This is a genomic window from Parashewanella sp. 2304DJ23-3, assembly GCF_056591695.1.
This window is the reverse complement of record NZ_JBWQOH010000009.1, coordinates 99883-114076: the sequence shown is the minus strand read 5'-3', so window position 1 is coordinate 114076 and position 14194 is coordinate 99883. Positions and strand designations below refer to the sequence as shown.

The following is a 14194-nucleotide window of genomic DNA, read 5'->3' as shown; positions in this document are numbered from 1 at the left end:
TAAATAGCCGTTTCACTATGTCATCAATTGCCCTGCTTTAATGTCCGTTATTTGTTTAGCTTTTCTTCTGGTTTAAAAACCAATAATGCAATAACAAGCTGGAATAGCAGGGAATAACAAAAAAGTTTTTTCATGGACTGACAAAATAGGAACTGGGAAATGTTAAAAAAAATCTCACCTTTGGCTGTCGCAATTGCTGGCGTAATGACAGCATCTGCTCACGCTAAAATAGAAACCACACCTAAATTTGAACAAGGTTCTATCCTTGTAAAATATAAGACTGAATCTTCTAAGAAAGACAGAGAGTACGCTCGCCAATCCATTCGTGCGTTAATGGATGACAACAATGCCGACGGTATTGATGACAAGTTTGCTCGCTTTATGGACGGCCGCCTAGCTAAGCTTAAGCTTGGTAAAGGGATGGACGTTAAAACTGCAATTAAGCTAATCAGCAAAAACGCTGCAGTAGAATATGCAGAACCAGATTATATCGTTAAAGCGATCGGTACACCTGATGACTCTGACTTTAATACGCTTTGGGGATTACATAATACAGGTCAAAATGGCGGCACTGCTGATGCAGATATTGATGCCGTTGAAGCCTGGGATACAACTACAGGTAGCCACGATATTGTCGTTGGTGTAATCGATACGGGTGTTGATTACAACCATCCAGATCTTCAAGCTAATATGTGGACAAACCCAGGTGAAGTCCCTGGCAACGGTATAGATGATGACGGCAATGGCATTGTCGATGACGTTCATGGATTCAGTGCAGTTCATAACACTGGTGACCCGATGGATGAAAATGGTCACGGTACTCATGTTTCAGGCACGATTGGCGCAACAGGTAATAATGGCGTAGGTGTTGTAGGTGTTAACTGGGATGTTACCATCGTCGGTTGCCAATTTCTTGATGCTTCAGGTAGTGGTTCAACATCAAACGCCATTGCGTGTATTGATTACATGACAGATCTTAAGGTTAATCGTGGTGTCAATATTGTTGCCACTAACAACTCTTGGGGCGGCGGTGGTTTTAGCCAAGCCTTGAAAGACTCTATTGAGGCTGGCGGTGATGCAGGAATCATGTTTGCAGCTGCAGCTGGTAACGATGCATTTGATAATGATGCAACACCTTCTTATCCAGCAAGTTATGATTCAGAATCCATTGTTGCTGTAGCGAGTACTGATCGTAACGACAACATGTCTTCATTCTCTCAGTGGGGACTTACCAGTGTTGATATCGGCGCACCTGGTAGTGCAATTTTGTCAACGCTACCTGGAAATACATATGGTACATACTCTGGTACTTCAATGGCAACGCCTCACGTTGCAGGTGCAGCAGCTTTAGTTTGGTCTTTGAATCCTGACTTAACTGTAGCTGAAATGAAACAACTTCTTATGGAAACGGGTGACGCTATTCCAGCATTAGATGGTTTAGTTGCTTCTGGTAAACGTTTGAACGTTGCGACAGCGCTAACAGAAGCCGATCCAGAGCCAGGCTATCGCTTAACTGTTCAACCTGCAAGCCAGACAATTTCTGCTGGTGAATCTGCTAGTTATGCCTTCGATGTTGGTAGCGTAGCGGGTTGGACTGGGGACGTTGACGTTTCTGTTGCAGTTACGCCATCACTTGACGGTGTTTCACTGTCTGCATCAACTGTTTCTGCTGGCGGTTCATTCACGCTAGACGTAATGACTTCTGAGGATACAGGCTACGGCGACTATTCAATGGAAGTTACAGCTGTTAACGGTGATATGGTTAAGAGCAAAACGGTTTCTCTTGAAGTGTTACCTGCTGGTCTAAGAGACTTTGATTACAGTAACACTGACGGTATGGATATCCCTGATAACGATGCTACAGGTATTACGAGCACAATCGAAATCGCAGATGACTTACAAGTATTTGGTGTGACAGCACATGTTGATATCACTCATACTTGGAGAGGCGATTTGCGTGTAACTCTTACTTCAGCAAATGGCACAGAAGTCGTACTTCACGATGGTGAAGGAAGCTCAGCTGATGACTTAGTAATGAGTTATAGTCTTGCTGATTTTAACGCTGAAATGGCAATGGGCACATGGACTCTGTCTGTAAGTGATAATGCGAACCTTGACACTGGGCGCTTAAATAGCTGGGGACTTACTATCTCAGGTACGGGTGAAGCCGCTCCTGCTGCTCCAGTAGCTGACTTTAGCTATGATGTGGAGATGCTTGACGTATCGTTCACAAACATGAGTTCTGATGTAAACGAAGATATTGCTAGCTATAGCTGGGACTTCGGTGACGGTAATACTTCAAGCGATATGAACCCAATGCACAGCTATGCTGAAGCTGGTTCTTATACAGTTATGCTAACCGCTACTGATGCAGAAGGTCGTGAAGGTTCTACAAGTATGGTTGTCGATGTGTTTGCACACAGTATTGACGCAGATATCCGTCGTTCACGCATTACTCGTCGTGGCACGGCTTATATTGACTTAACATGGTCAGGTGCAATGGGCGATAACGTAGCAATCTACCGTAATGGTGAAATGGTATCTACAACTCGTAACGACGGCCGCCAACGTGACCGTATCCGCGATGCAGCCGGTACTTATGAATATAAAGTTTGTGAAACAGAATCAAGCTTATGTTCTGACCCTTTCACTGTTTCATTCTAATTCAAGGATGATCAGGGGTTAATTCGATTAGCCTTAAAAAAACAAAAGAGTGATAACTTGTTATCACTCTTTTTCTAATATAACTGCTTCCTGCATCACCGTTTCTTTTGTTTTATCTTCTTCAACTTAGGCACGACTCTAAAGCTCAATAAAACAATTGCGATAAAAATATAAATACTTGGTTCGATGATTTCTGATTTAACAGACCAATAAAAATGTATCGGAATTAAAATGGCGGCCGCATAAATCCAGTTATGCAGTTTTTGCCAATGGCGTCCCATATTTTTCATCACTTTCTTAAATGACGTTACAGTCAAAGCAAACAGAATCAAATATGCTGCGGCACCAACGAGGATGTATGGACGCTTAAATATTTCCTCACCAAGCAATGACCACTCGAAAACTAAGTCTAAAGCAAAGTACGAAGCAATATGCAAAGTAGCGTAGGCAAAAACATATAGTCCCACCAGCCTCCTCGTTTGTACTAACCATCCCATCTTAAATTTTTTTGCCACAGGACTGATCAATAAGGTCAAAAACAAGGTGTTTAGTGCACCAATTCCTGTGTAATGAATGATGTATTGCACAGGATCACCCCCAGCGTTATCACTCACTACATCAAACACTAAAAACATAATTGGTGCTAAAGCAATTAAATGGAAAAGAGCTTTTACCCACTTCAACTGCTTGGGCTTCACTCTTATCAAAAGTTTTTCCTCAAATCTAACCCTGTGTATAGACTTGCAACTTCATCACCGTAACCATTAAACGGCAACGTCGAGATACGTTTCGCTGAAAACAATCCACCAGCACCAATACGGCGCTCTGTCGCTTGTGACCAACGAGGGTGATCAACTTCTGGATTCACATTGGCATAAAAACCATACTCGTGAGATGCTAGTTGATTCCAGCTAGTAGGTGGTTTCTTATCCGTTAAGCGAATGCGTACGATCGATTTTATGCTTTTAAAACCATATTTCCATGGCACGATTAAACGAATTGGTGCACCATTTTGAGGAGGAAGCGTTTTCCCATATAAACCAACGGATAAAAAACTTAAGTCATTCATAGCCTCTGGCAGCGTTAACCCTTCAACGTATGGATAGTGAATACCACCACCTACAAAGCGGTTTCTTTGCCCCGGCATTTGGTTCGGATCGTAAAGAGTTTCAAAAGCAACGTACTTAGCTTTACTGGTTGGATTTGCTTTTTTGATGATATTAGCAAGTGAAAACCCAACCCAAGGGATTACCATTGACCAAGCTTCAACACAGCGAAGCCTGTATGTGCGCTCTTCTAATGCCGCTAACTTAAATAAATCGTCATAGCCTAGGGTTAATGGCGTTTCTACTTCACCATCTACGACTAGTTTCCAAGGTTCAACGTTTAAGCCTTGTGCGTTATTAACGGGGTCGGCTTTGCTTGTGCCAAATTCAAAAAAGTTATTGTGAGTCGTGACTTTAGTTTCAGGTGTTAATATCTCAGAGGTTTGGTATTTCTCATTTTTCGTAAAGGTTAACGGCTTAACTTTAAATTGAGGTTCCGCTTTTTTATCACCAAATACATCAAATAAACCAGCTTGAACATTTGCAGATAAGCTTGCGCCTGCAGCACCTAAACCAAGCGCTTTGATAATCTTGCGTCGAGATTTAAACACGGATTCTGGTGTTACTTCGCTTTCAGGTAAATCCCAAGCTTTTCTCTTTAAAACACCTTTTACAAAATTACCTTTATTAGCCACGATACACCTCTAGCGCAATACTTTCATTTGCATTAATAGACAGCTCTTTTTCGAAGTTTCTTTCAATTTTTTTACGATATACCTCAAATTGTAGCAGCTTATCTTGAAGCATCACTTAGAGCATGACATCCTTATAGTCATCGAACCTATCTTTAATTGAATCATGACAGAATTTGCACCTTTTGCCGACTTTACAACCGCAGAAATCATCGTCTCTGCTGGAGCTTGCATCTTAACTTTTTTCTTGGGAGCTTTAGTTAACCAAAGACTTACCCGTTCACGCTGGGAACAAGTCTTCGAAATGAAACAAGCTCAATCCACTCAAGAGGTGGAAAAACTAAGCGAAGAGTTGTCAGAAACTAGAAATAAACTTGAACAGACGATTCAAGCTTTTGGTAAAGCTGAAGCGATAACGGCACAAGTTCCCTCCCTTGAGGCAAAATTTGAAGATGCGCAACGCAAGCAAATGGAAGCGCAATTGTCTCTATCTAAATCAAATGCGATGCATAAAACACTTACAGCTACCCATGAAGCTGAAAAGAAAGCGTTAGAAGATAAAATCTCATTATTGGAATCTGCAGAGCAAAGGCTAAAGACCGAATTTGAAAACTTGGCAAGCAAAATTTTTGAAGACCGAAGTGAAAAGTTTAATCAACAAAATAATCAACAGATCACAAGTTTACTTTCACCATTCAAACAGCAACTTGAAGGCTTCAGAAAGCAAATTAATGAATCATACAATCATGAACAATCCGAACGCAGCGCTTTAAAGCATCAGTTGGAACAATTGCAAACGCTGAATTTAAAAATGAGCCAAGATGCGATTAACCTGACCAATGCATTAAAAGGCGATAACAAACAGCAGGGTAATTGGGGCGAAGTCATACTCGAACGAGTACTCCAAGAAAGTGGCTTGAGGGAAAATCATGAGTACGAAACGCAATCAGATTTAAAAAATGATGACGGCAAGCGCTTTAAACCTGATGTTATCGTTCATTTACCAGAAGAAAAAGACGTTGTTATTGACTCTAAGATGTCATTAATCGCTTATGAACGCTATTTCAATAGTGATGATGAGCTAGAGCAACAAGCGGCAATTAAAGAACATGTGTTGTCTATCCGCACACATATCAAAGGTCTTGGTCAGAAAAATTACCAGCAATTGCATGGTTTGAAGAGCCTAGATTATGTGTTGATGTTCATTCCTATCGAGCCTGCGTTTTTATTAGCGCTTGAGAACGACCCAGACATTGTTAATTTTGCACTCGAGCAAAATGTGATGCTGGTAAGCCCAACAAACTTACTGGTTGCGCTTCGAACCATCAATAATATTTGGCGTTATGAGTATCAAAACCAACATGCGCAAAAAATTGCTCAACATGCAGGTAAAATTTACGACAAATTATGTGGTTATGTCGCCGACATGGATAAGCTTGGCAGAGCTTTAGAGACAGCAGACAAGAGCTATAACGCTGCAATGAGTAAGCTCTCTACAGGTAAAGGCAATGTGATTAGGCAAGCACACCAAATGCAACAATTGGGTGTTGATACTACGAAGAATTTAGATAAGATACTTATTGATAATGCTTTGAATGATAGTTTAGAAAGTTCTTTAAAAAAATGATCTGCAGAGGCATATTCAAACTAAGGTTTGTTTATGCTGGGCATAGAGCAGGCTCATCATTTAAAGATTCTTCAGAATGAAAAGATACAGCGGACGTATCTTTAGCCGTTTTTTTTACACTATAACCAAACGCCGTTCCCATTTGGGTTTTCATACCTGGCTTAGTCGTCTTTATAAAGTCTCCGAAATCCCCGTCTTCAAGACACACTACGACTGTACTTCCGAGTTTAAAGTGACCCATTTCTTCACCTTTTTTTAAGGTTCGAGCATTAGGTCCAGTTGTGTCATAATCCCAGACACTGATTTTTTCACCTTTTTTGGCTGTTACTGGTTTAGACTCCCATGCAGGTTGCACACTCGATACAATTGTTGCTCCTACCATTACCATTGCCATTTCACCAATTGGCGTATCGAAAATGCAAACAACCCTTTCATTTCTAGCAAACAGCCTTTTCACATGTGCCGCTGTGTTTGGGCTAACAGAGTAGTGATCTCCGGAAACATAAATCATTTTCTTAAGAGTGCCATCTATAGGCATATGCACTCTATGGTAATCACTTGGTGATAGATAAATTGTGGCAAACTTTCCGTTTTCAAAGGGCTTAGATACTTCCTTTCTTCCTCCCAGAAGCTCTTGTACTGAATAATTATGATTCTTAGCTTGGATTATTTGGCCTTGATTAATCGACCCTGCTTGACTGACTGTTCCGTCGACAGGGTGAGTTAACACGTTAGGTTGCATGCAAATGGGCCGAGCTCCTGGCTGTAACCGTCGACAGAAGAAATCATTAAATGTGGGATAGTCTTCTGCATTTTTTTTCAATGCTTCTTCCATATTGATATTGTATTTTCTGATATACCAGTTGATAAATGAATTTTTAAACCATCCTCTTTCAACTCGAGCTACTTTTCCTGCAATCTTGGTTATTGGCCTCTTTAGCGCAACACGCTGAGCGAGTGCTTTTGCTCTATTCTTTTTACCTGAATAATCCTTTACCTCAACTCCTATACCTGGACGAGGTGACTCGATTTCATCAACATCTTTCGTATCCAAAGAATCAGTAGTTGCAAGTGAATTTTTAACCCAAATTCTCTTTTCTTCTGAAAGTCCACTCAAATATTCCTCTTGAATTTCAACAGGAAGTCTGCTGATAAATTGAACCGCAAACACAGGGTTTATGAGATCTAACCTTTGCGCAAGTTGAAGTTGTGATTCGGCTTCTGAAGTAAAAACAGATAAATATCCAACCAAGTCTTCAGGTAGTAAATCAATCCCTTTAAAAATGTGACAAGCAGCGGGGTTTGAAGTAACACAATAGAAAAAATCCAACTGCAGGGCGGGATCTGAAATAATCTTGTGAATCACATGCCTAAGCTTTTCCACATACTCATTGCATCGTTCATCAACCAAGCAAGCTTTAATAAAATCGATTTGCTCTTCTACACTCAACTGGCTCACAAAACTATCATCATTCATTAAGATCAATTTTTGAATGCTAAAGTTCTTATCGTCTTCGAAAACCGATGTAAATTTATCATTTGAAAGGCAATTTAATATTAACTGAGGCTCATCAGGGAAACTTTTTTCAATGATCGCAAATAACTTATTAAAAGAAAGAAGATCTAGTTCTTCGCACTGTTCTCTAAATAGATTCTCAAAGTATTTAAAATGTTCAGGCGCAAGCTCATTCCAAAACTGTCTTCTTAAATTAGCATTATCATTTTGACTCAGAAGTTCAATAATACTCTTTCTTGTATCTTCATTGTTATGAAATAGAGCAGCTAACTCACCCAAAAACTGGCTTCTTATGCTGGAATCACCGCTTTGATTAAAAAACTCAATAATACTTTTTCTAGTATCTTCATTGTTATGAAATAGAGCAGCTAACTCCCCCAAAAACTGCCTTCTTATGCTGGAATCACCATTTTGATTCAAAAGCTCAATAATGCTTTTTCTAGTATCTTCATTTTTATGAAATAGAGAAGCTAGCTCGCTAGCAAGGTTTTGCTTTTCAACAATAACTCTCATCACATCACTGTGTAACCAATGCTCAGAAGTCATGTGTTGAATTGGTCGCTGTTGCTGATGAGAATTCACTCTAGCTGCAGTATTAACTTTTGAATCAATCAAATCACCACACTCTGTTGAATGTGAGTATTCGTGCAAGCCCTGTTTACCAAGAGGGTGTGCTCTAACTGAAGCTGTAAACTGCTCTCTACTTTTACAATCAGAAGTATCTAATGAATCAGTGATATCAGGCTTGCGCTGCAATAATTTGTCACGAGACACGGACTGCGTCTCACCTTTACTTTCATGTGAAGATGCCCTGAACATATTCTTTTTTGATTCTTCTGGTAAAAAATTCGGAGTTGAACGTACATATTCGATCACCGAACTTTTTGTACCATCTTTAGGAAAGTTTTGTGGATCTATTTTCTCTTTTCTATACCACACTGGAGAGAACCATTTTTTATGTTTAAGGTATAAATGATCATCTTTGGGAGAATATACAACTTTGTAATTTCGTGTCGCCCAGCCGTGTTTCTTACTTTTAAAAGTAAGACTTTGAGTATGTTTGCTCTCTCTCTTAGAGACTGTGTAACCAGCAAGAGATGGAGGAAGTTCGGCTAAGGCTAAAGACGCTTCCATAGATTCCTGTAATTAAACTATACCCATATCTTCATTTTAGGCTTGATGGCCCTAGCTCACAGTTAATCCTTGTTCATCTGGCATTAATAACAAAATCAAAAGAGTCAAAGCTGTACGCTTGTTCTAGGGAATGATTAATACCAATTTGTAAGTCGAGAGAAAAATGAGAAAAAAGTATTAAATAAAAATCATGAAATCAGTAAATGGCCAGTTTTTACTAAAATGATTGCGCCGTCTTGCTTAGTAAAAGGCTGATGCCTGCTCAGGTGTGGATTTCTTATCCATGAGCCTTTTGGGTATATGCCATGTTCATCATAAAAGGTACCTGAAACAACAAAAACCTCTTCCCCTCCCCAATGCTGGTGACTCAAAAACTGAGTATGCGGCTCCCATTTCACCAGAGCAACATGTTCACTCTCAAATTCATGCAGAGACATTACCGATAGCCCCTCAACTAAGCCTTGTGACCATGGTTCAACAGAAGTATTCATATTAACTGACTGCGTGTCTTGATCTGAAAACTGATGGAGTTTAACTAAGATGGTTGCACCACTTTTTCCAATTTTTGGCCTATGCGAAGTACCAATGGGATTTCTCACATACGTACCTTGAGCATAGTCACCATGTTCATCAGAAAAGATACCTTCAATCACATAAAACTCTTCCCCACCTGTGTGCATATGCGCAGAGAACTCGCTATTAGGGGCATAACGCACAATTGTCGTCGCCCTTGCAACTTCATCGCCAATTCGATCAAGCATCATTCGCTCAACACCTGGCATAGGAGAGTCTACCCATTCATAGTCTGATGGAAGAATGACGACTCTCTGATTAAAATCACTGTTTAAATGTAAGTTCATTTCACACTCTACTATTTTGATTTAATTTCGCCTGCTTTTTACTTTATCGCCATACTATCAAGTGTACTAAATACTTAACAAAGTTAGTGAGTGAATATTCAGCTTTGTTCATTTCAGACCAAGTTTCCGCAAGTAAAACTTGTATATTTATTGCTCTCCACTAAAGATTGTTTGATTTATAACAATATTCTCAAACTGATTGCTTATTTACCTGAACTTAATAAGTATTGATAATTGCTTATTATAAAAAGGAATTAAAATAAGTAGTCTTAGATGCTTAAACGCACTCGATACACCTCCCTACTCCTGTGCATTTTGTGCACTCTGCTACCCTCATCTTTTGCAAACACAGCGTTTGATACCGCCTTCAATAAGCATCGTTTAGTCATGCTACTGATACAACCTGAAACTGGAAAGATTACAAAAGCTAACACAGCTGCGAGCCAATTTTACGGCTACTCAATTAAACAACTCGAAAATATGAACATTCAACAAATTAATATGTTGAGTACGGCTCAAGTTGCTAAGGAAAGAGAAGCTGCAAAAGCTGAAAATAGAAACTATTTCATTTTCCGACATCAAGCGGCTTCAAGCGTAAAAACTGTCCAAGTTTACTCATCCCCTATAAACATAAATAAACAAACATTGCTCTTCTCCATCGTTCGAGATATGTCATCAGAACGTCTACTTCAAGATCAGCTCTGGCATTATCAGCAAAGCCTAGAAGATATGGTCGACGAACAAGTTATCAATCTTAAAGAAAAGTCGAAACAACAACTCATATACTTTTTGATAGGGCTTACGGCTTTAGCGTTGATGATCATCTTCTTAGTTTATCTCTTAAAGAGAAAAGCCAAAGCCGACTTAAAAATTAAGGCTCTATCACAAATTGTTGAACACAGCCCGATGTCTATTGCGATTTTAAATGATGAGAGCAACATCATTTATAACAACAAAGAGTTTGAGTACCAGCAGTTGCTCAGAAAAAACTCGATCACCTCAGAAAAGCCAAACTTTATTGATTCATACATCAAAACAAACCCTCACCTCGTTGAAGTAGCTCAAAGCATGAAGCAACGAAGTGCTTGGCAAGGTGAACTGATGAGTGTTGACGTTGAAGGTAAAGAATACTGGGAATTCACCAATATCTATCCACTTTCTGCGACGGAAAACAATTCAAGGCACGTGGTAATAAGCCAAGATATCACTTACATAAAAGAGAACGAAAAAGACCTGAGGCTCGCTTCCACGGTATTCCATACCGCAACAGAAGCCGTAATGATATGTGATGCAAATTCTAACATTCTTGCCATAAATAAAGCATTTTCGAAAATTACTGGCTATTCAGAAACTGACGTTATTGGAAAGCAACCTTCTCTTTTAAAGTCTGGACGCCATGACGCTGAGTTTTATAACAACATGTATATTGCGCTTGAAACGGATGGATATTGGCAAGGTGAGATTTGTAACCGTCGAAAAAATGGTGAGCTGTATTATGAATGGCTTTCGGTCACCGCACTCACTAGCCCTACCGGAGAGTTTGAAGCCTATGTATCTCTTTTTAGTGATATAACGAAACGAAAAAAAGCGGAGCATAAGATTTTCCAGCAAGCCAATTACGATAACTTGACAGGATTGGCAAATCGATATTTATTCTCATCTCAGCTAGAACATTGCATCAATGTGGCTCATAGAGAATCTTCACAACTGGCTGTATTTTTTATTGATTTAGATGGGTTTAAACGTATTAATGATAACTTTGGGCACTCTCAAGGAGATCAACTTCTCAAAGGCGTTGCGCAGAGGCTTAATAAAATTTTACGTAAATCAGACACAGTTTCTCGCTTAGGTGGCGATGAGTTTGCCGTTATCTTGCCCAATAAAAATGACATTTATGCCATCGATAAAGTCGCTAATAAAATCATCGAAGAAATCGCTAAGCCATTTACTTTGGGTGAACACAAAGGATACGTTACAGCAAGTATTGGTATATCGATTTACCCAGAAGACAGTACTCAGCCTGAGGTTTTAGTCAAAAATGCAGACATCGCCATGTACCGAGCTAAAGCCAAGGGGCGCAATAATTTTCAATTTTTCACAAGAGAAATGGACGAAGCCGTTCGCCTTCGTTGCCAGTTAGAAACTGAATTAAGAGAAGCCATCCAAAAGAACCAGCTTTCTGTGTGCTTTCAGCCCATTCATCATAGCAATTCAGAGCATCTATCCTATGTTGAAGCGCTTGTGCGTTGGAATCATCCAGAGAAAGGCGCAATCTCTCCGATAAAATTCATCCCAATTGCAGAGGAAGTTGGCTTAATTAACAAAATTGGTGAACTTGTACTCGATAGAGCTTGCCATGCAGCCGCTTCTTGGAAAACTATGGTATCGAACTCTCCTGGAGTCGCCGTAAATATTTCTTCAATTCAATTTAAACAGGGTAATTTCGTAGAACAAGTAGTTAAATACCTTAAAAAGTATGACCTTCCTGCCAATAAGCTTATTTTAGAAATTACAGAAAGCCTGCTTATTGATGATGACATCCAAGCTTACAATCAGCTTCTCAAATTTAGTCAAATGGGTATAAAAATTAGCTTGGACGATTTTGGTACGGGTTACTCATCATTAAGTTACTTAAAAAGATTTCCCGTAAAAGTACTAAAAGTCGATAAAAGTTTTATTCAAGACGTAAGCCAAGAAAGCTGTGACACTCGACTTATTGGTGCCATTTACTCCATTGCTGATAGCCTAAAATTAGATATTGTTGCTGAAGGTGTCGAAACTGAGTTCCAACTTGATCAAATCAAGCGCTTTGGTGATGGCTTTATTCAAGGTTATATTTTCAGTAAGCCTCTTTCTTACCAAGCGCTGACTGAATACTTGCTCACCCAACCATTAAATAAAACATTCGATAAAAGCGCCACAAAAGAACATGAAACGTTAGCTGGATAAACGAACAATAGGAAATAGGCAAGGTGCATTGTACATTTTTACAATGCACTCATTTAAGATTTACTGATTCGTCATAGCACGCAGCAGAGAGTTTGAATCTTCATAGTTCACATCTTGGGACAATTCCCACATAGACATCCCAGCCAATTTTTCGTGTTTAGCAAATTTCACTTTGTTCGCAATAGAATTCGGTGTTTCACAGCTTAAGAATTGATACTTCGCTGTACCAGTTGTGCCATGAATTTTACTCAAGCTGTAAGCACTGCCATCATTGAAGTGTGCTTTTTTGCCTCGCTCCCAAATACCCGCTGCCTGATTGAAAGGAATTTGAGAGCTAATATTCGCATCATACACTCGCTGGCGATATCCTCCTGCATCAGCTGAATCAGTGTAATAACTGTGGCAATAAAAAGGCACGCCTAAAATGATCTTACTGGTGGGTAGCCCCTGATTTTTGTAGTGCACAACCGCTTTAGCAACCGATACCGACTCAGGGTAGTTATAGTGATACTCATTATCTGGGACTTTAGCTTTCTTCTGCTCGTACAAGTTCGACGCTAACTCAGTGAACGGTCCAAATGTACCATAAAGGTCGTAGCCCATGACAACACTCCAATCCACATTGTCGTGCCATGCTTCAGCACTTGGAAACTGGTTCCAATAAAAAGGCGTCGCTGGAACAGCGTTAGAAACACATGCACCAGAAGGTAATTGATTTTTTAATTGTCTCATCAATTTAGACACACCTTTTTGCTCAGTTTTAGATGTCAACGAAACATTTTCCCAATCAACATCGATTCCATCTAGGTTATTGTTGTTTACTAGCATACTTGCCGAATGAACAAAAATACTGCGCTTGTTTGGATTGGTTAAAAAAGTGGTAAAACGGTGCCTTCCTCCCCAACCACCAATCGATAACACCAGCGCAAACTCTGGCTCCCCATTATCTCTGGCGTTTTCCCATCGCCATTGATTCAGCAATTTAATATTGTGCTTATCAATTTTCGAAAACTCTAAGAGGTTATTTCTTATGGTTCCAAAGCCATAACTGATTACATCAACATGTTGTAATCTCGCTTGCATATTTTCCAATTCATTTCGGCTTATAAGGTGCTCCGGAGAAAAGTAAGCATCAACCAAGTTGCTTTTAGCTACAGCCTCCTTGAAACCAGCTGAGTTACAATACAATTCTTGTGCATACACATGACTAGCAAAAAGAATTAACGAACCTTGAATTACTCTACTCGCTTTAATCAATCTCGGTTTCATAACGGACACTCTACTTTTTGTTGAGGTACATTCCACGCCGTTGAGAAAATAGAAGGTAATTTTTCTTGATCATTAAATATCAAGGAAACTTGTTTAGATTCTCCTGGCATTAAATTTATATAGCTCTCACTCCAAAGTGCGAACTTCGACTTTGATGGTTCAGGCTGATTCAGTCGCAAATGGATTAAAAATGCTAGATGATGTGAGTCTTCATTTTTTACATCGATTTGAAACTTATCATTTAAAGTTTTTGTGCAGTGAAAGTTCAAATGAACTTGAGGAATACGTTTAAATAATTGCAAATTTGCATACTATTTAACGGGTGTGTAAAACCACTGCGATTGTTCGTAATCCTGTTGAACTGTATTACCAGAAGCTGTTAGCCAATAAGTATTTTTATTCAAATTTAGAATTTATTATTTTCGCATGATGAGTCA

At 39.4% G+C, this 14194-nt stretch carries 8 protein-coding genes and 1 pseudogene; 3 read left to right on the top strand and 6 right to left on the bottom strand.

The features are described from left to right. Positions 1-159: 159 nt before the first annotated feature. Complete coding sequence (locus tag AC1EU2_RS15185) at positions 160-2664, top strand: S8 family serine peptidase (RefSeq protein WP_480299130.1); 2505 nt, start codon at positions 160-162, stop codon at positions 2662-2664. A 95-nt stretch (positions 2665-2759) separates the two neighbouring features. Here AC1EU2_RS15185 and msrQ read toward each other — a convergent pair whose 3' ends face one another. Then, a complete protein-coding gene (gene msrQ, locus AC1EU2_RS15180) occupies positions 2760-3371 on the bottom strand; it encodes a protein-methionine-sulfoxide reductase heme-binding subunit MsrQ (protein ID WP_480299129.1) in 612 nt (203 codons plus the stop codon). Further along, on the bottom strand, positions 3368-4405 hold the full coding sequence (msrP, locus tag AC1EU2_RS15175; protein ID WP_480299128.1) for a protein-methionine-sulfoxide reductase catalytic subunit MsrP: 1038 nt from the start codon (positions 4403-4405) through the stop codon (positions 3368-3370). Before msrP ends, msrQ begins: the two co-directional genes overlap by 4 nt. 163 nt (positions 4406-4568) lie before the next feature. Here msrP and rmuC point away from each other — a divergent pair, with 163 nt between their 5' ends. Next, entirely contained in the window at positions 4569-6029 is a 1461-nt protein-coding gene (rmuC, locus tag AC1EU2_RS15170) for a DNA recombination protein RmuC (RefSeq protein ID WP_480299127.1), read from the top strand. 130 nt (positions 6030-6159) lie between these two features. Here the strand turns inward: rmuC and asd are convergent. Together asd and AC1EU2_RS15160 are read right to left on the bottom strand one after the other, a co-directional pair. Then, a pseudogene (asd, locus tag AC1EU2_RS15165) lies at positions 6160-7038 on the bottom strand (archaetidylserine decarboxylase); the annotation flags it as partial. Positions 7039-8867: 1829 nt separating this feature from the next. Continuing rightward, positions 8868-9539: a cupin domain-containing protein gene (locus tag AC1EU2_RS15160; RefSeq protein WP_480299126.1), complete on the bottom strand. Its 672-nt coding sequence runs from the start codon at positions 9537-9539 to the stop codon at positions 8868-8870. Between the two features lie 273 nt (positions 9540-9812). Between AC1EU2_RS15160 and AC1EU2_RS15155 the strand changes: the two genes are divergently transcribed. Continuing rightward, positions 9813-12488 (top strand): EAL domain-containing protein, encoded by a 2676-nt coding sequence (locus AC1EU2_RS15155; RefSeq protein ID WP_480299125.1) that lies wholly within the window; start codon positions 9813-9815, stop codon positions 12486-12488. 60 nt (positions 12489-12548) lie between these two features. Here the strand turns inward: AC1EU2_RS15155 and AC1EU2_RS15150 are convergent, their stop codons facing one another. Further along, complete coding sequence (locus AC1EU2_RS15150) at positions 12549-13757, bottom strand: glycoside hydrolase family 18 protein (RefSeq protein WP_480299124.1); 1209 nt, start codon at positions 13755-13757, stop codon at positions 12549-12551. Beyond that, a complete protein-coding gene (locus AC1EU2_RS15145) occupies positions 13754-14059 on the bottom strand; it encodes a hypothetical protein (RefSeq protein ID WP_480299123.1) in 306 nt (101 codons plus the stop codon). The genes AC1EU2_RS15150 and AC1EU2_RS15145 overlap by 4 nt, the downstream gene beginning before the upstream one ends. Positions 14060-14194 lie beyond the last annotated feature (135 nt).